The sequence below is a fragment of the Nitrososphaerales archaeon genome (genome assembly GCA_025058425.1).
In the GTDB taxonomy this organism is placed as follows: Archaea; Thermoproteota; Nitrososphaeria; order Nitrososphaerales; family JANXEG01; genus JANXEG01.
Genome location: JANXEG010000016.1, coordinates 1 through 23,917, shown reverse-complemented (window position 1 = coordinate 23,917; position 23,917 = coordinate 1). Strand labels below are relative to the sequence as shown.

The 23,917-nt window shown below is 43.0% G+C and carries 32 protein-coding genes; 16 read left to right on the top strand and 16 right to left on the bottom strand.

Annotation, left to right across the window (positions count from 1 at the left end):
* Window positions 1-395: 395 nt before the first annotated feature.
* The 3 genes from NZ896_02845 to NZ896_02835 form a co-directional block, all read right to left on the bottom strand.
* Entirely contained in the window at window positions 396-1,592 is a 1,197-nt protein-coding gene (locus NZ896_02845) for a 4Fe-4S binding protein (protein MCS7116389.1), read from the bottom strand.
* Between the two features lie 152 nt (window positions 1,593-1,744).
* Window positions 1,745-2,425 (bottom strand): DUF2848 domain-containing protein, encoded by a 681-nt coding sequence (locus NZ896_02840; protein MCS7116388.1) that lies wholly within the window; start codon window positions 2,423-2,425, stop codon window positions 1,745-1,747.
* Window positions 2,418-2,780: a cupin domain-containing protein gene (locus NZ896_02835; GenBank protein MCS7116387.1), complete on the bottom strand. Its 363-nt coding sequence runs from the start codon at window positions 2,778-2,780 to the stop codon at window positions 2,418-2,420. Before NZ896_02835 ends, NZ896_02840 begins: the two co-directional genes overlap by 8 nt.
* Before the next feature lie 86 nt (window positions 2,781-2,866).
* Here NZ896_02835 and tatC point away from each other — a divergent pair, with 86 nt between their 5' ends.
* Entirely contained in the window at window positions 2,867-3,661 is a 795-nt protein-coding gene (gene tatC, locus NZ896_02830) for a twin-arginine translocase subunit TatC (protein MCS7116386.1), read from the top strand.
* Window positions 3,662-3,781: 120 nt separating this feature from the next.
* Window positions 3,782-4,162 carry a twin-arginine translocase TatA/TatE family subunit gene (gene tatA / locus NZ896_02825; GenBank protein ID MCS7116385.1) on the top strand — a complete coding sequence of 127 codons (381 nt, stop codon included), beginning with the start codon at window positions 3,782-3,784 and terminating at the stop codon, window positions 4,160-4,162.
* Between the two features lie 347 nt (window positions 4,163-4,509).
* Here the strand turns inward: tatA and NZ896_02820 are convergent, their stop codons facing one another.
* From NZ896_02820 to NZ896_02775, 10 genes are all read right to left on the bottom strand, one after another.
* Complete coding sequence (locus tag NZ896_02820; protein MCS7116384.1) at window positions 4,510-5,988, bottom strand: NADH-quinone oxidoreductase subunit M; 1,479 nt, start codon at window positions 5,986-5,988, stop codon at window positions 4,510-4,512.
* Window positions 5,989-6,000: 12 nt separating this feature from the next.
* Window positions 6,001-8,115, bottom strand: coding sequence for an NADH-quinone oxidoreductase subunit L (locus NZ896_02815; protein MCS7116383.1), 2,115 nt, complete (start codon window positions 8,113-8,115; stop codon window positions 6,001-6,003).
* Window positions 8,112-9,647 (bottom strand): NADH-quinone oxidoreductase subunit M, encoded by a 1,536-nt coding sequence (locus NZ896_02810; protein ID MCS7116382.1) that lies wholly within the window; start codon window positions 9,645-9,647, stop codon window positions 8,112-8,114. The genes NZ896_02815 and NZ896_02810 overlap by 4 nt, the downstream gene beginning before the upstream one ends.
* 67 nt (window positions 9,648-9,714) lie before the next feature.
* A complete protein-coding gene (locus tag NZ896_02805) occupies window positions 9,715-10,074 on the bottom strand; it encodes a sodium:proton antiporter (GenBank protein ID MCS7116381.1) in 360 nt (119 codons plus the stop codon).
* Window positions 10,075-10,081: 7 nt separating this feature from the next.
* On the bottom strand, window positions 10,082-10,504 hold the full coding sequence (locus NZ896_02800; protein ID MCS7116380.1) for a hypothetical protein: 423 nt from the start codon (window positions 10,502-10,504) through the stop codon (window positions 10,082-10,084).
* A gap of 7 nt (window positions 10,505-10,511) precedes the next feature.
* Window positions 10,512-10,784 (bottom strand): hypothetical protein, encoded by a 273-nt coding sequence (locus tag NZ896_02795; GenBank protein ID MCS7116379.1) that lies wholly within the window; start codon window positions 10,782-10,784, stop codon window positions 10,512-10,514.
* A complete protein-coding gene (locus NZ896_02790; GenBank protein MCS7116378.1) occupies window positions 10,781-11,035 on the bottom strand; it encodes a DUF4040 domain-containing protein in 255 nt (84 codons plus the stop codon). Before NZ896_02790 ends, NZ896_02795 begins: the two co-directional genes overlap by 4 nt.
* Window positions 11,022-11,372 carry a monovalent cation/H(+) antiporter subunit G gene (gene mnhG, locus NZ896_02785; protein ID MCS7116377.1) on the bottom strand — a complete coding sequence of 117 codons (351 nt, stop codon included), beginning with the start codon at window positions 11,370-11,372 and terminating at the stop codon, window positions 11,022-11,024. The genes NZ896_02790 and mnhG (NZ896_02785) overlap by 14 nt, the downstream gene beginning before the upstream one ends.
* Complete coding sequence (locus NZ896_02780) at window positions 11,372-11,638, bottom strand: monovalent cation/H+ antiporter complex subunit F (GenBank protein MCS7116376.1); 267 nt, start codon at window positions 11,636-11,638, stop codon at window positions 11,372-11,374. Before NZ896_02780 ends, mnhG (NZ896_02785) begins: the two co-directional genes overlap by 1 nt.
* Window positions 11,635-12,138 (bottom strand): Na+/H+ antiporter subunit E, encoded by a 504-nt coding sequence (locus tag NZ896_02775; protein MCS7116375.1) that lies wholly within the window; start codon window positions 12,136-12,138, stop codon window positions 11,635-11,637. The genes NZ896_02780 and NZ896_02775 overlap by 4 nt, the downstream gene beginning before the upstream one ends.
* Window positions 12,139-12,305: 167 nt before the next feature.
* On the opposite strand from NZ896_02775, the gene NZ896_02770 reads away from it, so the two are divergent.
* The 14 genes from NZ896_02770 to NZ896_02705 all read left to right on the top strand — a co-directional run bounded on the left by NZ896_02770 (window position 12,306) and on the right by NZ896_02705 (window position 21,192).
* Window positions 12,306-13,049, top strand: a complete 744-nt coding sequence (locus NZ896_02770) for a radical SAM protein (protein MCS7116374.1) — start codon at window positions 12,306-12,308, stop codon at window positions 13,047-13,049.
* A 110-nt stretch (window positions 13,050-13,159) separates the two neighbouring features.
* A complete protein-coding gene (locus NZ896_02765; GenBank protein MCS7116373.1) occupies window positions 13,160-13,465 on the top strand; it encodes a monovalent cation/H+ antiporter complex subunit F in 306 nt (101 codons plus the stop codon).
* Complete coding sequence (gene mnhG / locus NZ896_02760; protein MCS7116372.1) at window positions 13,458-13,853, top strand: monovalent cation/H(+) antiporter subunit G; 396 nt, start codon at window positions 13,458-13,460, stop codon at window positions 13,851-13,853. Before NZ896_02765 ends, mnhG (NZ896_02760) begins: the two co-directional genes overlap by 8 nt.
* Window positions 13,854-13,855: 2 nt before the next feature.
* Window positions 13,856-14,110, top strand: a complete 255-nt coding sequence (locus NZ896_02755; protein ID MCS7116371.1) for a DUF4040 domain-containing protein — start codon at window positions 13,856-13,858, stop codon at window positions 14,108-14,110.
* On the top strand, window positions 14,107-14,919 hold the full coding sequence (locus NZ896_02750; protein MCS7116370.1) for a hypothetical protein: 813 nt from the start codon (window positions 14,107-14,109) through the stop codon (window positions 14,917-14,919). Before NZ896_02755 ends, NZ896_02750 begins: the two co-directional genes overlap by 4 nt.
* A complete protein-coding gene (locus tag NZ896_02745; GenBank protein ID MCS7116369.1) occupies window positions 14,919-15,308 on the top strand; it encodes a sodium:proton antiporter in 390 nt (129 codons plus the stop codon). The genes NZ896_02750 and NZ896_02745 overlap by 1 nt, the downstream gene beginning before the upstream one ends.
* A 3-nt stretch (window positions 15,309-15,311) precedes the next feature.
* Complete coding sequence (locus tag NZ896_02740; protein MCS7116368.1) at window positions 15,312-15,815, top strand: Na+/H+ antiporter subunit E; 504 nt, start codon at window positions 15,312-15,314, stop codon at window positions 15,813-15,815.
* Window positions 15,816-15,829: 14 nt separating this feature from the next.
* Window positions 15,830-17,401 carry a hypothetical protein gene (locus NZ896_02735; GenBank protein MCS7116367.1) on the top strand — a complete coding sequence of 524 codons (1,572 nt, stop codon included), beginning with the start codon at window positions 15,830-15,832 and terminating at the stop codon, window positions 17,399-17,401.
* A gap of 5 nt (window positions 17,402-17,406) precedes the next feature.
* The gene (locus NZ896_02730; protein ID MCS7116366.1) at window positions 17,407-17,736 is read left to right on the top strand and encodes a hypothetical protein; all 330 of its coding nucleotides are present in this window, start codon (window positions 17,407-17,409) and stop codon (window positions 17,734-17,736) included.
* The gene (locus NZ896_02725) at window positions 17,736-18,722 is read left to right on the top strand and encodes an NADH-quinone oxidoreductase subunit H (GenBank protein ID MCS7116365.1); all 987 of its coding nucleotides are present in this window, start codon (window positions 17,736-17,738) and stop codon (window positions 18,720-18,722) included. Before NZ896_02730 ends, NZ896_02725 begins: the two co-directional genes overlap by 1 nt.
* A gap of 42 nt (window positions 18,723-18,764) precedes the next feature.
* Window positions 18,765-19,184: an NADH-quinone oxidoreductase subunit B family protein gene (locus NZ896_02720; protein ID MCS7116364.1), complete on the top strand. Its 420-nt coding sequence runs from the start codon at window positions 18,765-18,767 to the stop codon at window positions 19,182-19,184.
* 17 nt (window positions 19,185-19,201) lie between these two features.
* Window positions 19,202-19,651, top strand: a complete 450-nt coding sequence (locus tag NZ896_02715; GenBank protein MCS7116363.1) for an NADH-quinone oxidoreductase subunit C — start codon at window positions 19,202-19,204, stop codon at window positions 19,649-19,651.
* On the top strand, window positions 19,648-20,820 hold the full coding sequence (locus tag NZ896_02710; protein ID MCS7116362.1) for a nickel-dependent hydrogenase large subunit: 1,173 nt from the start codon (window positions 19,648-19,650) through the stop codon (window positions 20,818-20,820). The genes NZ896_02715 and NZ896_02710 overlap by 4 nt, the downstream gene beginning before the upstream one ends.
* A 6-nt stretch (window positions 20,821-20,826) precedes the next feature.
* Entirely contained in the window at window positions 20,827-21,192 is a 366-nt protein-coding gene (locus NZ896_02705) for an NADH-quinone oxidoreductase subunit I (protein ID MCS7116361.1), read from the top strand.
* A gap of 46 nt (window positions 21,193-21,238) precedes the next feature.
* Here NZ896_02705 and NZ896_02700 read toward each other — a convergent pair whose 3' ends face one another.
* From NZ896_02700 to NZ896_02690, 3 genes are all read right to left on the bottom strand, one after another.
* A complete protein-coding gene (locus tag NZ896_02700; GenBank protein ID MCS7116360.1) occupies window positions 21,239-21,760 on the bottom strand; it encodes a hydrogenase maturation protease in 522 nt (173 codons plus the stop codon).
* A 70-nt stretch (window positions 21,761-21,830) separates the two neighbouring features.
* Window positions 21,831-22,907: a Coenzyme F420 hydrogenase/dehydrogenase, beta subunit C-terminal domain gene (locus NZ896_02695; protein ID MCS7116359.1), complete on the bottom strand. Its 1,077-nt coding sequence runs from the start codon at window positions 22,905-22,907 to the stop codon at window positions 21,831-21,833.
* A 141-nt stretch (window positions 22,908-23,048) separates the two neighbouring features.
* Window positions 23,049-23,696 carry a corrinoid protein gene (locus NZ896_02690; protein ID MCS7116358.1) on the bottom strand — a complete coding sequence of 216 codons (648 nt, stop codon included), beginning with the start codon at window positions 23,694-23,696 and terminating at the stop codon, window positions 23,049-23,051.
* Window positions 23,697-23,917 lie beyond the last annotated feature (221 nt).

Below are 23,917 nucleotides of genomic sequence, written 5' to 3'. Positions count from 1 at the left end.
TCAGGTCCGGCAGGATCAACCGGAGTCGTAAAGCACGATTGAGCTAATATAGGGAGCACACGACCCACATCGGATTCAACATCATACGTTGAATCTTCATCTTGTAAGCGTATCTGGAGGTCTGCATCTCATCGCAAGGGCTTAAGCCCTTGAGCTTGACACAAACGCCGCCGATGATACGCCACTAAAATTAATGGACTTAGTTTAATATAAGTTTTGCTTAAAACTAAGTCACATCCTGATTCTAAATAAGGTTTCAAATAATACTTGTTGAAGTCTTTGATAGTAACGGAAGCTTTACACCAGATCTCAATAAATCTCAAGATAAATCTAAATCTCAATCTCAGCATATCATAAGGATCGATCTTTATCAATAAAGATTAAGACAAAACCTTTTATAAGTATACTTTTGCCCCTTCCATAACAATTGCATTCACAGGGCACAATGACACACAGAGCCCACAACCATCACAATTCGATCTATCTATCCATGCAACCTCTTTCTCTTCGGTTTTAATCGTTATCGCATCGTAAAAACACCAATTTAAGCATAATTTACATCCGGTACATCGTTCTTCATTTACTATGGACCATAACTTCGTCTCCCTATCGACTTTATCGAATGGTAGTATCTGGGGGATTGTAATCCCTTTAAACTCCTCCACTTTGCTAAAACCTTTCCTTTCCATAAACTCTCTTAAATTATCGATGAAGTCCTTCACAACACCATAACCCAATCTTCCATACATAATCGCCGTACATGTTTGAACGGTCGAGGCTCCACACATTATACATTTGATGACATCCTGCCACGTCCAAATACCGTTTGTAGCAGAAATGGGTATCTTGATCTCCATCGTCAACTTTGCGATCCACTTCAATGTAATCGGTAACATCCATGGCCCCCCAACTCCAGCGAATGTCGAGTGTAATAGAGGCCTACCACTTTCAAGGTCGATATCTAAAGCTGGGAATCGGTTGATGGCCGTTATACCATCGACACCCACCCTTTCGAGCTCCTTCGCAACTTCGACCACATCGACACCCTCTGGTGTCAATTTAGCAAATACTGGTACGCTAATATCATTCTTAACAGACCTTACGATCTCTGCACAGGACTTTATATCACGCCCCGTCTCAAAACCCATCTTTAAACCTTTTGGATGAGGGCATCCAAAATTTAATTCGATCATATCCACACCCGCTTCTTCCATCATCTTCGATAATCTTACCCAATCTTCAATACCTTTACCGGCTACGCTACCTATCAGAATGGTACCTTTTTCTTTACAATACTTCCTTACTTCTTTTACTTCATCAATCCATTGCTCAGGTGTATACGTTGAAAGGAACTCACAAGAATAGTTGGAGAAACAGTAAGGCCATGCCTTTTTATAAAGGATTGTAAACCTTGGGCGAACATACCTCCTCATCGTCTCCTCTGAAGATATACTTTTTGTAACTATTGCGCCAGCACCACTATCTACAGCTTTCTTCATATACTTCGCATCCTTTGTTGGTGTGGCCGAAGCTATTACGATAGGGTTCTTAAATTCTATACCACATACATTTACACTAAGATCTACAGCCATTCTACTTCACCCGATCTCCATATGGGTAATTCCATCATTAAAGATTGCGATATTGCTCTAACATCATTACAATTTTATTACCAATTCAAATTCGAATTTGAGTATTTTGAGTAATTTGAATTATTTGAGTTATTTGAGTTTAATCTGAATCTCTACGGCTTTATCACTTCCACTCTATAACTAGTTGTAATCCTCCTTTCCAATATGGGATCGTAAATGCTTACTTCAAACCATGGTGAGTAAATTATCTCACTCGATAAGGTCGGTATCGTACCAGAGAATAGTATCACACCTTCCTCTCTAATATTAAAGATCCTCATCAGATCCTCCACACTTAATAGAGCCTTAAGCTTCGCCCTCTGATACAATTCCTTCTTCCATTCTTCACCGATGTACGATTCTATGATGATTTCATCCCAATGATCTTTAATTTCATCATAAATCCAAACTTCTTTCGCTATCACTTTACGATACATCCATTTTGAACTCAATATATCTACCTTCTCTAACCATCTATCGGTGTGGTCACTCCCGACAGTTACATAAATCATCTTACCTTTATCGATCAATATTACATATTCAACCTCGCCGGAAGTCTTTTCACTACATACCTCAACCTTCTCATCACATGTAAGCAAGTATGGTGGTACGGAGAAGATCGTTGGAACCTTACTCGGTACAGGTACGCCGATCTTCATCAATTCCTCTATATGCTTCTTAACCGATTCTTGATCTCTGCCCGAATATCCCGCAAGTAATAATCTCCTTACTTCAAATTCTAATCTTCCTAACCCTCCCTTACTCCTTACTATCAGATCGATCTTCTTAACCATCTCCTTTACCCTTCCCTTTAAACCCATAATATCTGATTTCAAATGTTATACATCCATTAGGCGATAGATAAGGCCCATGCTTCATGCCAGGTGGTCTACAACCGTACATACCTTTGGTCAGAGTCAGATTCTTTCTTTTATCGATGAGCATTCCATCTAAGATGAAGACTTCTTCCCAAAAATCGTGCTCGAGTATGTGTGGAATCTCAGCTCCCGGATCGAATCGGAGCAATCTCGTATATGCCCCAGTCTCATCATCAAAACTTAAAATCTTTTCATAAACTTTTTCATAACCTTCGACTTTCTTCCATGGGATATCATCTATACTGGATATCTCCCTCTCTTTCTTGGCCAAGTTATCACCTTCAAAGCATTTAAGTTGATGCCTCCAGTAATATTTAAACAGTACCAAAGTGTGATATAGCAAGAAGGCGATCTCGTGTGTCTAAAGAGATGACGATGTTGGAACATCTGGAAGAATTGAGAAGTAGATTGATAAAGATAATGGTAGCATTGATCGTCATCTTTGCCATCGTCTTTAGTTTTAGAATTCAAGAGTATAGGATTGGGGAATTCTCCTTCCCCTTCCTCTATCCCGATATCTATAACAACTTTGCTATGCAATTTGTGAATAAGATCAAAGCAGATGTAGTCCCCGAATACGTCCAAATAATCGTAACTACGCCTCAACAGGCATTTCTATCGGCGGTTTACATCGCGATCTTCCTAAGTATCATAATCGGTATGCCCGTCATAATTTATGAAATAGGTGCATTTGTGAATCCCGCATTATATCCCCATGAGAGGAGGCTGATCCTCACGATACTGGGCCCAGCTACCGCCCTATTTATCTCTGGCTGCTTATTCTCATATACGTTCGTAATACCATGGGCATTCGCCTTCCTCTACCGTTATGCCCTCAGCTTTGAAGCTATGACCACGATAACCTTGGACAGCCTTATCAGCTTCGTCCTTCTATTCCTTTTTGCATTCGGCATCGCATTTCAATTACCTATAATCATGTACCTATTGACGAAGATGGGTGTTGTAGAGCCCAGTTTTTGGAAGAATAACTTTCGAGTAGCGATCGTAATCATCGTAATCTTTGGAGCGATCATCACGCCAGATGGTAGTGGTATAACTATGTGGTTTATTGCTTTACCAATGCTCCTACTCTATAGCGCTGGTTATCTCTTCATAAAGTATAGAGTAAAGGGGAAGGTATCCACATCTTAGATAGGCATGAAGTAATGAAGTAACATGAAGTTGATTAGGAAGTAATAAGAGAGAATGGGAAATGCATACACAATTATATGCATATATATTTGGCAATAGATCATATTATATGGGTTAAAAATGCAAAGTTTGGTACTGCAGATCTTCGGCCTACATGGATGGGAATGGATAATAATCGTATTCATAATTCTCCTCCTCTTCGGTTCGAAGAAGGTTCCAGAACTCGCCCGATCACTCGGGAGGGCCGTAAGTGAATTTCAAAGGGGCAAGGCAGAATTCGAGCGCCAGATAATGGAGATATCTACATTACCTTCCCCTTCACCCACACCGAGTGTACCACCGAAGATCGAATCTACACAAAAGATTCAGGAGGCTAAAGCTCAAGAAGCTAATGAAGGTGAAAAGTTGGTGAAGGTGGCGCGTGAGCTTGGTATAGCTACCGAAGGTAAGACGAGTGAGCAGTTGAAGGAAGAGATCAAGAAAGCATTGGAAGCCACTTAAGTTACAGCAGCCTAAAGTGCGCTAAGAATATCTAAGAATATCTCTATTTAAACCAGATTCGAACCAGATGGGCCTTATTTAAGAATCTATTCGCGATTGTAGAGGTTTTTCAAATTTCTTAAACTCCATAAGATTATTCGGAACATCGATCGGCCTTATGAATTATTTATTCATTTGGTGTCAGATTTTCGGAAGAAAAATAATTTTTTCTTTGCAGATTGGCACCAAACCTTTTGAAATTCATCGATCATCACTTATCTTCAGAAAAATACCCTTTATACCAAACTCTTCTATACATAAAGATCTTTTTCTTAATCTTAGAACTATATTCGATATTCGATTTAGACTTAGCGACTGAATGGCTTGATCGTAGAACTTATGGGAGTGATGAGAGGCTGCGGATATATGCCTATGAGTACCGTCAGTAGAGCGAGTAGGATCAACGGAGCTACCATAAGAATACTCGCTTCTTTGATATGAGAATTCCAAGATCTTGGGCCGAATAGTGTCCTCTTTATAGTCCAAAGGCCGTAGGATGCTGTGATCGCTGTAGATATCAAGGCGAATCCAACGATCGCGCTCCTCGCAGCGAAGTCTGGAGTGCTATAAAGCAGAGCACCTGAGAATATCATCCATTCGCTCTGAAATCCATTAAATGGTGGTGTACCGGCGATACCAAGGAACCCAATCACCATAGCTACTGCTGTATAGGGCATCTTCGATGCAAGCCCGCCGAGCCTATCGATCTCTCTAACGTGGATTTCATGCATAAAGATACCAGAAACCAAGAAGAGCATCGCCTTACATGTGGCATGGCTGAAGTAATGTAGCATACTGCCTACGATCGCCAATGGTGAATTTGTGGCTATACCAAATAGAATGTAACCCATCTGGCTGATACTCGAATATGCGAGTAACCTTTTCAAATCGCTCTGCCTCAAAGCCATCAGCCCGCCATAGATCATCGTGAATAAGGATTGCAAGATTAGTATAGATGAAAAATTGGTAACGATGTGTGGATAGCTACCATACACGAACCTTAATATCCCATAACCACCGATACCGATCATCGCTGGCGAGAGTAGAGCGCTGATCGGTGTGGGCGCTTCTGCATGGGCGTCTGGTAACCACGTATGGAATGGAAATATGGCGAGCTTGACCATCAAGCCTAATAGCATCAAGAGGGCTGCGATCTGGCCCAGCGTTGGATCGGGCTTAAATCCTTTACTCAGCAACCTTTGAATTTCAAATAGATCGAAGGTACCATAGACCATACCTGTAGCTAGTATACCTATGAGTAGTGATAAAGCCCCTACGTGAGTATATATAAAGTACTTGAATGCGACCTTCTCTCTTAACCCGGTACCCCATTGATTTATCAATGCCCACGAAGGTATGAGCATGAGTTCAAAGAATAGGTAGAATTCGATAAGATCACTCGCCAATACGGAGCCGATCATACCTGCCGAATAGAGTAGGTAAAGTGTGAAGTAGGTGCCTATGCCATCTTCATGCTCCATGTACTTGATGGAGTATAGTGATATCAACGTTGCCAATATTACGATTGTAAAGCTCATGAATAGACCGAGCCCATCACCGTTGAGCCCGAATGTAAGCCCTAAGTCTGGAGACCAGCTGTACCATACTATGCAGGGCTCCCTATTAGGATTCAAGTAACTTTGAACGAGCAGATAGCTTATGAAGATCGTCGATATAAGGAGGATTATAAACGTGAACCGCCCACTCCTCCTCCCTTTCAGTAGATGGGGTATGGGTGAAGAGATCAACGGTAAGATCAGGGCTGTGAGTAGTAAGTATTCATCCATAGCCTCAAAACCTCAAAACCTCAAAACGATTATGAGGAATGTGATGAGCATGATCATCCCCAGCACCGCACCGATCAGATAATCGTTCAGTACTCCCGTATGTATCTTCCTCAATCTGTTGGAGATACGCACCGTACGATCCGCTATCATATAATTGAATCCATCTACGATGGGTGATTCGAACCTATCATGAATAATCCTACTCAAGACTACCAATCTATCTGCAATTACATACCAAGCGCGATTCATGTACCAGCGGTTGAAGAAGAACCTTTGGATCATCTTGATTACACATACATTCTTTAAAGATTCTAAGATCCTACCATCTTTCTTTACGTAGAGTAAATACGATACGGTGGAGCCGATGAATAAAGATACGATCGAGGCTATTATCGGTAGATAACCATAGCCCGTTACAACCTTCTTACCCTCATCTTTACTCACATGTATCAGATAGTGGCTCAACATATCTTCGAAGGTGTGGTGTAAATTACCCTCCAAGCCGAATGGTACACCAAAACCTACCACTATGATCGATGCTGCAAGTAGTATGTAGGGAAGCCACATAACAGCTTTGGCTTCATGAATTTGGTGAGGATGATGGTTCATATGATGATGGTCATCACGATCGTGATCATTATTATGATGCTTCGCTTCCCTTACACTCTTTACATGGATGAATGTCAGAATGTACGTTCTGAGGCTATAGAATACCGTGATGATCGCAGTAACCGATGCTATAACGAATATAAATGCTAATTCCACATGTTTATACATGCCATACTCTATAGCTTTCAATATACCCTCTTTACTCCAGAACCCGCCCAAGGGAGGTACACCAGCCAATGCCAATACACCTATCAACGTCGCTACGGATGTGATCGGCATAAATTTTGAGAGACCGCCCATATCCCTCATAAATCTCGATTCACAACTGTGTATCACCGAGCCCGATGTGAGGAATAGTGTCGCTTTGAATAGTGCATGGCTGAGGAGGTGAAAGAGCGCCGCTACATACGCTGCTACTACCGCATCTCCGACCAGATACCCAGCGACACCGAGTGAAATCATCATGTAACCGATCTGTGATACCGTCGAGTAGGCCCAGACCTTCTTTATCTCACTACTAACACTCGCTTGTGTGGCAGAGATGAATGCTGTAATAGCACCGATCCACATGATACTCGCAAAGAAGAGTCTGAGTTCTGTAAACCCGCTCTGCATAAGTAGATAAAATATTGGGAAGACCCTTGCGATCAAGTAGACACCAGCCTTCACCATCGTAGCTGCATGTATGAGTGCACTTACTGGTGCTGGGCCGGCCATCGCATCCGGTAACCATTCCATGAGTGGGAACTGGGCAGACTTGCCTATCGGGCCGAGTAGAAAGAGCAGAGCGGTCGGGATTAACAACCCTAAGTTTGAGAGCTTTGAAGCCCAACCTAGATCCTTCCCTAATTCAATGAGATTGAATGTACCCGATTGTGAAAATATGATAAATACAGCTAGTAGAAGCCCCACATCGCCTAGACGTGTAGTGATGAATGCCTTCATACCACAATGTGATGGTGCATACTCTTCTACTCCCTCCCCAACCCACTTTGTACGCCTTTCCTTCTCATCATCTTCATACCAATGGCCTATGAGTGCGTAAGAGCATAGACCCACACCCTCCCATCCGAACATGATCTGAATGAAATTATCTGAGAGGACGAGTAGAAGCATATTTCCGATAAAGAGGTTCATGAAGAACCAGTACCTAGCGATCCCTCTATCCCCTTCCATGTAGCCAAGGCTGTACACCATTATGAGGAATGATATCCATGCAACTACGTTCGCCATAAATACACTTAGAGGATCTACGAGTAGACCGGCCTTTAAGGTAACACCGGGTGCATCGATCCATTTCACAGAGAGAATGGGCGTACTGTGGTAAGCCCCTCCCTTCAGCACATTCGGATAGGCGAATATGATGAGTGTCGAAAATATCGCGGCAAAGAATGAAGATGCTAAAGCACAAACATCTCTAAGCTTATGGTGGAACTTGTGAAATAGAAGTGAAAGGACCGCTCCTATGTACGGGATTATCCAACAGAGCCACGGTGAATATTCTAAGATCGCTATCACTTCACCAACACCTGTTCTATATATCGTTCACGCCCAAAAGCACTCTCGACGGCGGGCTTGACCAGATCGATACCGATCTGTGGAAATATCCCTAGGATTACGATAAGTATGGTGAGGATGACCATAGGTATGAGCATGGAAATGGGTGCTTCTCTTACATGAGTTATATCACTCTTCGCTTCTCCCAAGAAGATCTGTCTAAACGCTCTTAGCATATACGCTGCAGCTACAATACTCGTTACCACACCCACTACTACATAGATGGTATAGCTGAGCTCACCAGTTTCTATACCCGCCTTTAGTATGATGAATTTGCTGATGAAGCCATTGGTGGAAGGGACCCCTACTATGCTCAGTGATGCGATGAGAAATACTATCGCCGTGATCGGCATCTTCTTTATCAAACCTCCGAGCCTACTCATCGACCTTATTTCAGTGCGGTAGATGACGGAGCCAGCGGCTAAGAATAGAAGTGCCTTCGTTATCGCATGATTAACCACATGGAGCAAAGAACCGGTAAGTGAGAGTTTAGAGCCTATACCGATACCAAAGAGTATGAAACCGATATTCAGTACCGTTGAGAAGGCGAGCATCCTTTTAACATCATCCTGCACGAGGGCTATGTATGCTCCTACAATCATACTAAATGCTCCAAAACCAGCCAAGTATGGCATCAGATCGTTAGAGATCGATAATCCATATATGGTATAAAGCAATCTGATCATCGCATATACACCTACCTTCACAAATACGCCCGATAGTATTGCGCTTATTGGTGATGGCGCGGCCGGATGCGCATCGGGGAGCCACGTATGCATAGGTGCCATCGCCGCCTTTATACCGAAGCTCCATATGAGGAATGCAGCAGCGATAGGTATCACATAGTTACCATTAGTTCTTGCACCTTCCAAGAATGTGCCAGTCGATACCCTTTCAGCAATACTCGCCATCGTGAGCACGCCGAAAAGGCCATAGATGAGCGCAACACCGAGTAAAAGGAATACCGTACCTATCGCGCTGATCATCGCATACTTGAAACCCGCTTCCACAGGCTCCCATTCATCCTTCCTAAAGGCAACAAGTCCATAGGATGCTATCGCACTGATCTCAAAGAATACGAATAGATTGAAGAGATCTCCAGTCAAGATGATACCATTCATACCACATAGCATAAGGCAGATCAGGGCGTAAAAGTAGCTGTGCCCATCATCATGCTCCATATACCTGTAGCTATAAATGGTTGAAAATAAAACGATCAGTGAGACTACTAAAGAGAATAATGAGTTTAAGGCATCCACAGCGATCACTATGCCTATTGGTGGTGACCAACCTCCCATTTTATGGATGATTACCTTACCATCCTTTGTGTGGGTATAGAGAATCAAGGAGGAGATCATTGCAATAAATGTAACTATGGATGTTAATGTAACGTGAACACTTCTTGATACACGTTCTCCCAACAGTATGAGCAAAAACCCAGCCATCATCGATGGAATGATTGCGAATATAGGTAAAGCATCGATTTGAATCATAAATCACTCACATCAAACCAAATTTAATTCATCATCCCCATCATCATACTCATCATCTTACATAATGTTAGCCACGAAGCCTCCTCACCTTCTTTACGTTCAAGGTTCCATAGACTCTATACACATTAATAGCTAAAGCCAACAGTGCTGCAATTACACTCAACCCTATCACTATAGCTGTAATTACGAGTGCTGGTGGTAAAGGATCTACGGCCTTCGACGCAAAAACCTCTATCTTACCGATGTATTCTTCGGTAATACTTGGCGGGATGCCACCATATTTGTAACCCAAAGCTATGAGTAATAGATTTACACCATCTCCCAGTAATGCGTATCCGAATATCTTCTTCAAGAGGTTATCCTTAAAGATTATAGCGTAAAATCCGATGAGTAGGAGGATCAGCGCCCCTATGTATATAATATTCAATCCATAATCACTCCCTCGTGAGTAAGTAGAGTGCTACGATGAATGCGGCAGCTACGTGTAATGCCTCCCAGATATTGAACAATCCGAGAGAGCCACCACTAAATATGAGTGTAGGAAATCCCTTTGGATATACACCTACATTCTTGAAGAAATAGGAGCTGAAGATGAACCCGATCGTCGGTATAATGGAGATCATCAAGGCTGAAAAGGCCCATAAAGACCTTCCAACCCTGAATACCAACCTCCTCTCCTGTGAAGGCAATCCATACGCAAGTAAAAGGAGGATTATGGTCGATGTGATCACTACACCTGCTGGAAACCCTCCGCCCGCTGTTATATGCCCATAAATAGTAATGTAAGTTGCAAGTAAGAGAAAGATCGGTACCAATATTCTAGTCATGGTCTTGACGATTATCGTCATCCCCTCCATCTTCTCACTACCTCCTCATTCTGAGTAATGTGAGAACGACCACAATTGCAGTAAATAGCACGGTAGTTTCGCCGAGCGTGTCATAGCCTCTATAATCCCACAAGATCGCATTCACAACGGCCATGGCTCCAGTATCATTCAACGTATTCCTCAAGAAGTACTCGCCAAGTGGATATGGATGATTGCCATAAGGTGGGAGGTCTTGTAGTGCGAAAGATATTAAGATAAGAAGAGTTAGGATGATCATTAAACTAAATGCCCTTATGAATCTATCCCTCAATCCTCCCACCTCTCAGTCCTTCTCAATGCCAGTATGAACAGAAATGTAAGTGCACCACTCCCTACGGCGATCTGTGTAATCGCTATATCTGGTGCTTGAAGTAGGTAGAATAATGCTGCTAATACAACCCCTTCTACTCCTAATACAATAACCGAATAGAGCAGATCTCTCAACTCTACAACTACGATAGCTAATGCGATCAAAATTGTGATGAATATGTAAAGGAGCAGATCGTAGCTAACTATGATCAAGCCCACCCGCCTCTTTTAGCTTATCACCAACCGAACCATTCCATAAAGGTACCCCGCTCTTATACGCTGCCCTTATTATCGCATGGGATGATACGGGCGATGTTACGAAGATTATGGCAGCTACCACTATAGCCTTTATAGAGAATAGAATGTTGCTCGTCAACATGAAGAGTGCTGCACCACTACTTAAAAGTAATGAACCTCCTATGATCGTTACATTGGCTGCGTGAATTCTTGTATAAATATCTGGAAACCTTAACAACCCGATACTACCGATCGTGGAGCAGAATAATCCGGCGATCATTACTACATAGGATACGATCTCAAGTATTACCATCAGCTACCGAGCCCCCTACCTTCAAGATACTTAGCAACCGTCAACGAGCCTACGAATACCAGTATTGCGAGTAGTATCGTTACATCGAGTAATGAGTATTCACGAGTTATCAACGCAAAATAAATCATAACCATTATCATAGAATAGCTGATGACATCCGCTGCCACGACCCGATCCGGCCCCGTAGGTCCTAAGAAGAGTCTAACTGTCGCTAGTATTATTGGGATGGTGAGTGCATATGTTATCATTAATATAAAGGTGTTCATTTACAAAACCTCATAATTCCTCTTTCAAAATCTGAAATTAACATTCTATAACAATCTTCGAGTTTGAAACTCTCGACATATATCCAATGTATAAAGTACCTCTTTCTCTTTTCATCCACCTCTATAGTTACTGTCCCGGGTGTATTTGTTACAGAATTGGCCACCAAGGTAATACCAAGGTCAGATTTCAAGTGGTAGGGTGCTTCAACGATACCCGGCTTTAAAGCCCCCTTTCCCTTCAATACAAACTTGATAACGCTCCAATGTGCTTTAACTTCTGCATCGAATAAGTAATAAAGAAGGTATCTTAGAATATTTATCCATTTGATAGGATCTATCAAACTCCTTACTTCGCCCTCTATCACTAATCTATAGGTAAGGATCGATATGATGAGTGAAGCAATACAACCGATCAGAATCGTATCGAATCTAATGCTTAAGGTTAGAAATATCCAGAGGAGGAGGAGAATTGTAAAGAGTATGAAAATCTTTTCTACCACGTTATATGATGCCTTCGTCATTGTCATTAGGATTAGGTTTCTAAAAATGGAGTAAATAAACTTTTTACAATTAAAATTCACTTCCATTTATCAAAGAATGAACAGTTTTTATGTGGAAGAATGTAAAAATATAAAAATTTAGTATTCAATTTATTAGGATTGATGCCTTGATCGTTAAGGAAGTCTATGTAAAGAGTATCTTATCGGAATCTAAAGCCTTCGATTACACTGTGAATCCTTACATCGGTTGTGAATATGGCTGTGTTTACTGTTATGCGCGGTGCATGAAAAGATTTACCGATCACAAAGAAAGGTGGGGCGATTTTGTCGATGTTAAGATCAATGCCGCAACCCTACTTCAACGTGAAGTGAATAAGAAAAAGGTTGGGAAGGTCTGGGTGAGTGGTATGTGTGACCCATATCAACCTCTAGAGGAGAAGTATAAGATCACAAGAAGTTGTCTTGAAATTTTAATAAAGAAACGGCGGCCCATTATAATACAGACAAAATCGACACTAGTACTACGTGATATCGATCTCTTGAAGAATTATAAAGATATTGAAGTAGTTCTCACGATAACGACTGGTGATGAGAGGATTAAAGAGATCTTCGAACCGAAGGCACCATCGATCAAAGAAAGAATAGATACTTTAAATAGACTACATTCTCTTGGTATCAAAACCTGTGTGATGATCGCCCCTCTATTACCAAAGGCCGAGGAACTTGTCGAAGAGATCGATGGGATGGTGGATTATGTGATGATCGACAAAATGAATTACCATTATGCGGACTGGGTCTATAAAAAGTATGGGTTGGAGTATGCTATGAGTGATGATTTTTTCAAGAAGAAGAAATTCGAGTTAATAGATGCATTTAGGAAGCTGGGCATATATTGTGAACCATTATTCTGATAAGTGATACTGAACCATGGTAATACTAAAACTTTTTTTAATTACTTAAAATAATTAGAATAATTACTAGTTACACAAAAAATTTAATAATTCTATCAAAAAAGATCTGGATGATAAGTAGGAGAGGTTTTGCGTTGTTTGAGACGATCATCGATATGCTAGTGCCTTCCGTTATACCAATATTCATCGCATCTTTCTCATTATACACTATTAGGATCATCAAAGGGCCTACTATCCCAGATATGGTACTTGGTGTAAGTTGTCTCTCTATTAACTTGATATTCTTAATGGTCCTCCTTGCAGTATACTTTAGATCTCTTGTCCTTATTCCATGTGCATTTATGCTTCTTTTATGGACGTTCATTCTTGACATCTTTATGGCTAAGTATCTTGAAAGGAGGGAGCTCAGTGGCTGAATTACTCGAATTTATCAGACTCGTAATATTCTACCTCGGTGTACTCTTAGTTATCCTGGGCGCTATCTTAGACTTCATTGGAGCGTTGGGGCTTTTACGATTCCCCAACTTCTTCGTTAGGTTGCATGCTTCGACTGTAGGTTGTGTAGGAGGCGGTGCATACCCAATCTTCGGAGCCGGTTTGATCATCATGAGCGCGAATATCTTCGGAGATTGGGGGTTCTTTGCAGGTATATTCGTCTTTCTAATCGCCGGTCTGACCTTTCTTGCAACCGCTACTAGCTCTCATGCTTTGGCTAGGGCTGCTCATAGATCCAAGACCGTTCCCGTGCAGCCTAAATTCTGTGACCATCTTGAAGAGGATAGGTTAAGAGTGAGAGGGGTGTAAGAATGCTACCTATACATGAAATCTTTTTACTATTCCTATTTGTGTTAGCTGTAATATTCTCGTTACTTGCCATCATGGATAGAGATCTTTTAAAGTCCGTGGTCTATTCAGCAGCCTTCTCCATAACCTTTGCCCTATCATACTACTTATTGATGGCCCCTGATATCGCTCTAGCTTATATAGCTGTGGGTGTGGGCATCTCTACAGTACTTCTTCTTTACGGTTTGAGTAAGACTGAGAGGTTTGAAGAAGCATGAAGAAGGCCCAAAGAACTAAAGAGAATATCATCGGTGTTGCCCTAGCTCTTATACTCTTCGCTATAATCTTTGCAATCTTCGCAGGTGTAGTGGGCTACTTACCGACATCGGAGGTTAGGGAGTTGGGAAAGTTCTACCTCATCAACTCCCTAAATATCTATGAAAAGGAGTTATGGGCTGCAACTCCCGAAGCCGTAACCGCCATAGTCTGGGATTACAGAGGTTTAGATACACTCTTCGAAACATCCGTATTCTTTTTAGCGGTGATAGGCTCGATGGCGATCTTTAGGCTAAAGGGTTGGGTAGGTGCTGAGCCACCGAGGGGAGAAGGTCTTTCATCGATAGTAAGGGTCTGTGTAAAGATCATGTTCGTTCTGATACTCACAGCATCTGCGAGTCTAGCTATACATGGCCAATTGACACCGGGAGGTGGTTTCCAAGGTGGTGCATCATCCTCTATCGCACCAACCCTTATAATAGCGGCCTTTTCGGCATGGATGCTAACAAAGCTCGGTTTTAGAAGGGAGAAGCTCATAACCTTTCAAGCACTAGGCCTCATCATAATTACGCTAACTGTCTTCATCCCGTTGATCTTAGGAGGGTTTTTGATGCAGAACCAGCCCAAACCCTGGTCCGGTTTTCCAGGCTACCCTGCTGGTCAAGAAGGCTTCTTCCTTGGAGGCTCTCTAATCTTCTACAACATAGGGGAGTTCTTTAACATCGCTGCAGGTTTCGTAATCTTGTTCATCTTACTTTCAATCCCCGAGCAAAGGCACATAAAAGATATCTCTGAGGAGTCTGAGAAGTAATGAACGCCCATACCCTGCTCTGGGTATTTTTATATACGGCCTTGGCCCTGATAATCATAATTTCGATCTATGGTATCGTAGTCAGGCCGAATGTATTGAAGAAGATCATAGCCCTGACCATATTCGGAGATACCGCCAACACTCTGATAATTCTCGTAGGTTATCGTTCTGGTAAGCTACATACGCCAGAACTCGATACTCTGAATCCTACTAGAGAAGAATTGATTCAATTCGCCCTATCCTCCGTAGACCCGCTCCCTCAATGCCTCGTACTTACCGCTGTAGTCATCAACATGTCGATAACTGCCCTCCTCGTATTTCTGAGCATTCAGCTCTATAGGCATAGAAAGTCTCTTGATGTGAGGAAGATCGTAAGGTTGAGGGGTTGAACTTTGAAACTCGCTAGGATCATTCTAATCGCAATTCCTCTATACATCTCTTACATGTTATTCTCCGGCTCGGCCAGTCTCTTCGACCTTTTTTTAGGCCTCATAATCGCATTGTTGATCTCATCCATATTCTCAAACCTCTTTGTGGAGAAGACCGAGAAACTTATCGATGTTAGAAGATGGGCTTGGTTCATTGCTTACTTTATTCACTACCTTACGATCGATGAATTCAAAGCCCATCTGGACGTTATAAAGAGAATCTTACATCCTAAAATGCCCATCAATCCAGGAATAGTAAGGACGCCCTATCGAGTCGAAACAGAATACGGTTTGGTACTTACCGCCAACTCGATAACCAACACCCCTGGAACGGTCGTCGTCGATTACGATGAAAATCGTAAATTATATTATGTGCATTGGATAGATGTAAAGTCGCCTGAGGAGGTTGTAACGGAGAGTGAGATATCAGAACCATTCGCTAGATTCGCTAGAAGGATATTCGATTGAGGTGGTTGAGTGATATGATCTTCCCACCCGTGGGCCTTGCCGTAATCACACCCATCGTTCTCGCCTTCATCACCCCTCTACTGAGCATCATTGTAAAGAGTAGGAGAATTCTACAGACCTATACGGCAGCTGCGACATTCATCATCTTAGTAATCACTTCTATAGTCTTCCTTAATTCTTACATCGTCACACCGAATAAACCCCTCCTCTACCTCTTTGGAGGCTGGCCCGCTCCCGTAGGCATCGTATACGAAGTGGATAGATTCAATGCGCTCATAGGCCTCCTAATCTCATCTATAATGTTCCTCATAGCGCTCTACAGCTTAAAGTACCTTGAGCATGACGATGGTGTTGAATGGTACTGCACACTCTTACTCGGTATAGAAGCGGGTATGTTAGGGTGTGTTTATACGGGTGATGCCTTCAACCTATTCGTAATGATAGAAGTGATGTCGGTCTCTTCCTATGGGCTCGTGGCATTTAGGAAGAGGATCGCAGAATCTGTAGAGGCTGGTATAAAGTACGCCATATTAGGAGCTATGGCTACGACATTCTACTTTATCGCTCTAGTCTTCCTCTACGCTTCTATGAATACTTTGAATATGGCCGATGTGGCAGCGAAGCTTTCAGGGATCTACATACCCGTTACAGGTGCCCCTCAAGCTGGCTGGAAGTTTGGTATCGTACTCTTCATAATCTTCATGCTCTGGGCCTTTACCTTCAAATCTGCGGTATTTCCGAACCACTTCTGGCTCCCCGATGCGCATTCATTGGCTCCATCTTCGATATCGGCACTTCTATCGGGGCTCTATGTCTCTGTAGGTGTGTACTTGATCACACGCTTTTTATTCACGGTGTTAAGGTCGACCTCCATGATCCCTGTCCTTTCAATAGTCCTTACTGCCCTCTTCACCCTCGGTATAGTATCTGCCTTCTTCGCATCCTTCTTGATGACTGTACAGGACGATGTTAAGAGAATAATAGCTTATAGCACGATACTCAACATCGGATATATGATGATGGGGCTCGGACTCGGAACATTTCTTGGACTGAAGGCTGCAATCTACCATCTCGTGAGCCATGCAGTGACCAAAGCTCTACTCTTCCTCGCCGTAGGAGTATTTATACACTATGCTGGTTCTAGAATGATGATCGATCTTGCTGGAATCGGTAGGAGATTTCCAGTAACATCGCTATGCTTCTTCATCGGTGCTATAGCCCTTGCAGGTGTTCCGCCTCTTAATGGCTTCATAGGTAAGCTTTACCTTTACTATGCCCTCCTTGAAGTTGGATATGCACCATTCGTCATAGCTATAGTGGTTCCGAGTGTAGTAGCATTTCTAGCCTACCTAAGGATGGTCTATGGTATATGGTTCAGCCCTCCAAAGAGAAGCTTTGAAGTTGAAGGTGAGCATCCATGCTTTACTATACCTATAATCATCTTGACTGTAGCGACGGTACTATTGGGAGTACTCTCTCCATTATTCATGGAGCATGTAATCAGCCATGCGGTAGATTCCCTCCTCGATCAAAACTCTTATGTAAAGCCCATAATAGAGATCTATGAAGCCTTGATAAAGAGGTGAAAGGGTTGCTTTTAATAGCTATGCTCGGGGTATCCCTTGCGATGCTCCTTCCAGCCCTCATCATACTGATCCTCTATCTAACCTTCAAGAAATCTGTACAATCTTCCTCTGAGGAGAAGAAGGGTATATTCATCGGTGGTGAGAAGCTCGAGCCCGAAGGAGGTTTTCTACCACCGGGTGGCTTCTACTGGGCCCTTTGGAATAAAACCTTCTCCAGCACATATAGAATTCTAAGAGAGAAGATCCATACGGGTGTGTTGAACGATTGGCTCTTCTACATGATCATCTGGTTCGTAATCCTATTAATCCTACTGTTCAGGAGTGTTGCGGTTTGATGTTCGAAGAAGCTTTAATGTTTACATTCCAATGTGTGATCTTCCCGGGGCTCTTATTCACATTCATCGCATCCTTCTCTACAGAATGGTACGCTAGGAAGCTCTACGCTCGAATTCAAAACCGAGTAGGTCCGAAGTATACGGGACCATTCGGCCTTCTACAACCTTTCGCAGACTTCATAAAGCTCTTTGTGGTGAAGGAGGATATTCGGGCCAAAGGCTCCATCGGCCTTCTACCTCCCATAGCACTTACCCTTGGAATAGGCTCTCTCATAGCACTCTTACTTATGACACCAGTGGCACCATTCTTACAGATTATGGCTGAAGGTGATATCATACTTGCAGTCTACCTGCTGCTCTGGGTTACTCTCTCGGTAGTCTTGACCGGTATGGCTACCCCGAATCCATTCAACATAATCGGTACCTCTAGATTTCTCTCTCTGGTGGTTGCCTATGAGCCTACCTTTCTCCTCTCCATCCTTACTCCAATAATCTTAGCGAGTAGGCTCTTCAATACCGACTTTTCACTCTTTAAGAGCATCATGGTAAGTCCCAACGTCTGGTCTCACTCTCCTACAGCCTTTATACTGATGTCTGTAGCCCTCGGACTTTCGATATTCTCATTACAGTGTAAACTTATGTTTAAACCGTTTGATATACCCGATGCCGAAACGGAGATCATCGTAGGACCATTCACAGATTACACTGGCCCTACACTCGCTCTGATTATATTCCTTCACAACGCAGAGCTCTTCGTCCTCTCAACACTGATAGTCTACCTCTTTCTGGGAGGAGGTTACCCATTCACCGGATTGTCGGCCCTGCTACTCATCGTAATAAAATATCTTCTTGTAGTCTTTCTTATGGTTGTGATTAAGAGTGTCGTGGCTAGGTTGAAGATCGATCAGGCTATAGGCCTCTTCTGGAAGTACCTAATCCCTCTCGCGATGGTGATTACAATATTTGCCATACTCCTACCGCTATAGTTATTAAGTAGTGATCTTCCCAGTTGTAAAGGGGAATCGAATTTGTCTGCACTTTTGAAGTGGGCCCTTGCAAAGTCCCCGTGGGTCATGCACTTCTGTACCGGGTCATGCAATGCGTGTGATATAGAGGTCCTTGCAGTCTTAACTCCGAGGTACGATGTGGAGAGGTTTGGAATACTTCATAAACCTCTGCCAAGGCACTCCGATGTGCTCATCTGCACAGGGCCCGTTACAAGGCAAGCCGCTCCAAGGCTGAGACGTATCTACGAGCAGATGGCGAGCCCGAAATTCGTAATGTCTGTAGGATCCTGCGCTTGTAGTGGTGGTGTCTTCAAAGGTTGTTACAATGTACTTGGAGGTATTGATAAGGTGATTCCAGTAGATGTTTATGTACCGGGATGTCCAGTAAAGCCTGAGGCTATCATCGATGGTGTAGTAAAGTTACTCTCAAAGTTAAAATAGAGGTTGAGATTTTGAGCATGGAAGATCAACTCATCAAAAAGATTTCAGAGGAATTGAAAGACTCAATTGAAGAGGCTAGAGTTTTAGGACCGAAGAGGCTTCTCATCAAAACTCTTCCAAAGATGCATAGGGATGTCATTAAATACCTCAAGGATAAATACTCTGCCACACATCTAATTACGATAACTGGTGTAGACTTTAAAGACTTTATAGAATTGACCTATCTTCTATGGTGTTATGGTCCAGCTACGGTCGCTATGGTAAAGACTCGATTACCCAGAGATAACCCCGAAATCGAGACCATATTAGATATAATACCCGGAGCCTTGCTTTATGAGCGAGAAGTTCATGATCTTCTTGGCGTATTCTTTAAGAACCATCCGAATTTGGAAAGGACCTTTCTACCCGAAGATTGGCCCGATGGTGTCTATCCTCTAAGGAAGGATGTGAGGTTCGATCAGATATGAGCTCTATGAATATCATAATAGGGCCGCAACATCCAGCCTTGGCTGAAGCCGAAAAGTTCACCTTTAAGGTCGAGGGTGAGTACGTGGTAGATGTTGAGCCCAGGTTGGGCTACATGCATAGGGGTATAGAGAAGTTAGCTGAGCAAAGAACCTACATACAAGATATCTTTCTTGTAGAAAGGATCTGCGGGATCTGTAATGTCCCCCACACCTTGGTCTTCTGCCAGGCTGTAGAGAGCCTCGCCGATATAACGGTACCACCTAGGGCCCTATACCTAAGGACTATCGTGGCAGAACTGAACCGTTTACATAGCCACCTCCTCCTCCTAGGCTTAAGCGCCCACCTACTCGGTTTTGATACCCTCTTCATGTACATCTGGAGGGATAGAGAGGCGGTAATGGATGCTGTGGAGAGGATAACTGGAAATAGAGTTTTGAGTGCGTACAACACCTTTGGAGGTGTACGTAGAGATATAACGGAAGAAAATATCGAGTTTACGAGGAAGGTGGTAAATAGTTTACCGGAGAAGGTAGCCTACTATAAGAAGGTCTTCGTGGAAGACCCAACCTTGAGGATGAGAACCGTCGGCATAGGTAGGTTGAGCAAGAGTAAAGCGCTCGATCTTTGTGCAGTAGGTCCCGTGGCTAGGGGCTCTGGAGTAAGGGCCGATGTAAGGCTCGATGATCCTTACGCAGCCTACGGTGAAGTTCCATTCGATATGGTAGTCTACGAAGAGGGCGATGTCTGGTCCAGACTTATGATAAGATGTGACGAAATCATAGAGATTATCAAGATAATAAACTACTGCCTCGACCATCTGCCCCCTAAGCCCTATAGGGCTAGAGTACCAGCTTTACTTACACCTCCAGCTGGTAGAGAATCTATGTCTAGAGTTGAAGCTCCAAGAGGAGAGTTGATACACCATGTATTTAGCGATGGTAGTGAGAAGCCCTATAGGGTGAAGGTCAGAACCCCGACCCTCGCCAACATACCTGCGGTGATCGAAATGTTAAAGGGAGGCCATATAGCCGATATACCAGCCTCGCTCGCGAGTATAGATCCCTGCTTCTGCTGTACCGATAGAGTAACTATCGTGGATATTAAGAAAGGATCTAAAGAGAGCCTTACGTTGGAAGATATAAGAAGGAAGTACACCTCTAGAAGGTGAGTAATATTGGCGAGAATCCCTAAGATTCTCAAAGAAGCCCTTAAGAATGTTTTGGGAAAGCCCTTCACAGAGATGTACCCCTTTGAGAAAAAGCCAGTCCCCGAGGGTTTCAGAGGGCGCCACGAAGTGAATATAGAGAGATGCACAGGGTGTAGTATTTGTGTGAAGATCTGCCCAGCCCAATGTATTCAACTCATAGAAGTGAAAAGGGCTGATACCGGTGAAGCAAAATTGGTCCCCTCCGTTGACCTTGCAGCCTGCCTCTTCTGCGGTCTATGTGAAGAATTTTGTGAACATAGCGCAATAAGGATGGGTAGCTACTACGAATTGGCATCGGTAAATAAGGCCGATCTGATCTTAAGACCATCATAACATCCATAAAATTCATCCTCTATTCTTCTATCTTCTCATTTTCTTCTTATTTCTGCTCCTTCAATATACTTCTTAGAAAGGCTATAGCTTCTTTTGCAGCTCTATAAATTTCTTCAGACATCCTCTCTCCAAAACCTACCTTCTTCGGTTGAAATCCCAGAAGGTAAAAATCTATCTTATCGTCGGGATCCATAACCTTTATCAAGAAAGATATCGGAATGGTGTGAGTTAATACATCTTGGTACTCTACACCCTTTAAATTCAGAAGTATGATGGATCCAGGCTCTAGAGCCGCGTGGATTGCATCGATAAAGAGGACCAACGAAGGCTCAAATCTGTGGACGCTTGAAACGGAGTTTTCAGGGCTTGGGCCTGCATCGATCACCATGACCTTACCTTCGAATCTGCCTTTAAACTGTCGTAAAAGTTCTCTAGCTATATAGGAACCGACAAAATCATCCTCCCTCATTAGATTACCAACCCCGATTATCAGAACTTTGCCACCCCTCTTAAAACACTCAGAGAATAATTTTCTTAAAGAGATCCTCCAGTCTTTATTCTCTAACAAGTCTCCACACTAAACTCTAAGGTCTATGATATTAATATGTAGATGTAGACCAATTCTTACGTAAAAATGTCTAGACCTTTGATTCTGATTGTTTTCTCTTCTCCTCTGAGATCTTTACCAACAACTTAACCCCAGCTTCACTCACAGGTTTATATTCGATGAGCCCCTTCGATGCTGCAGCCTCAAAGATACTCCTTCCTTTTTCATTCCTAATTATTACTGTAGACCAGCCTTCGGGAGAGCCTATAGATCCGACCGATATATCTGCCAATTCTGCTGTAAGATCTCCACATACGTGGCAGCCATTCTTCGCATACTGCTTCATCTCTGATATTGGGACATCGATGACCTTCTTCCCATCGGCTATCGCAAAGAACCTACCTTTTTTGATCTGAAACTTCGAAATCCTCCCCGGATCGATACCTTTTTCACTCTTAATGTACCCTAGGATCAAATCTCTATAAGAGAAGCTCTCCATACAGAAGAGCCCGATGGCGAGCTTCGTTATCTCGCCTAACTTGTAGGAGGCGCTCGGATGGAACTGGGCCTTTCTAACTGCAAGGATCTGGCACGGTGTACCAACAAAGGCGACTTTGCTCATACCATACTCCTCCAAAGCCGATGCTAGGCCGAGTAGGGTTGGACTCGAAGTATACTTCGTTCCAGCGGTTCTTAATATATCATCTTTAGTGAATGCGAGCTTCGGAATAGGCCTCCAAGGCTCTTTAGAGCTTACTCCAGTCACCACGGCACAATCCACGACACCCTCTTCGAGTGCGTAGATCAATAGACTTGATACTATCCCACCATCCTGTCCCACGTTCATAACTTCTCCCAGTCGAGTTTTAGCGGAATGCATCGCCAGAGTTACGCCGAGGTGTTCATCGATATTCCTCTTACGCCCGAAGGTCTTAGATTCGAGCTCTTCGATAGGTTGTGCAGACTTAGGGCATTGGTAGTAGCAACACTCACATACGGTATCGTCGAAGCACTTGACCTTTTGAACCGGGATCTCATCCTCTATCGATATGACGGCGAGTGGGCATGCAGCTGCACAAGAACCACAACCTATGCATAGACCTCTTTCCACAACCTCAGCCAGAAGGTCTTTGAAATCTTTTCTCTCTAGAGCCAGCTTCAGGGACATCTTTATTCAAAATACTCGTGCCATCCACATATTAATAAGTATGTTGCTCGGTTAGGTTGAAGGTTAAAGATCCAAAAGAAGAGATTCAGAACTTCGGACAAATACACAAATACTACGATTCTTACATAAAATCTATCATTTTTACTTCTTATACCCTAACAATGTATTCGCTACCTTAACGGCTTCTATCGCATCTTTACCATAACCATCCGCCCCTATCTCCTTCGCAAATTCAGGGGTGACCGGTCTACCCCCAACCATCACCTTTACCTTATCCCTTAATCCAGCACTCTTCAAAGCCTCTATTACCTTCTTCTGCTCATCCAAGGTTATGGTAAGTAATGCAGACATCGCAACTATATCGGGCTTTTCATTTCTGACCGCTTCGACGAACTTCTCAGCTGGTACATCGACCCCCAGATCTATCACTTCATAACCGGCTGAAGCCAGCATAGCTATAACGAGGTTCTTCCCAATATCGTGCACATCGCCAGCTACAGTACCGATAACCACTTTACCCCTCGGCTTACTCGTTACCCTCATCAACAACGGTTTTATCAACTTCAATACTTCACTCGCAACTTTACCAGCCACTACCAAATCCATCAAAAAGTACTCCATCCTCTCATACTTCTCACCCACTACATCCAGACCCCTCTTTACAGCATCCATGATCTCTAACGGATCTACGTTACTCTCTATCGCCCTTTGCACAGTTTGGAGTACGTATGATTCCTCTCTACACTCAGCTACCGATATAAAAATCTCATCTAATAAATCTTCATCCATATCCACTACGCATCTATCCTCCTACTCCTTATATATTTCCTAATTCTCGAACCTTCGTACAAATATGAAATATGATGCCCTCTTAATTTACCATCGCTCTCTCATTTCTTACGAATCTAATGGTACTAAAGGTGGATTGAGCCGTTTTATAAATAGGCCTATGGGCTTAGAGTAAACCTCCATACCTTCCATTATCAAAACCCCTCTTAAGAATGTCGCTA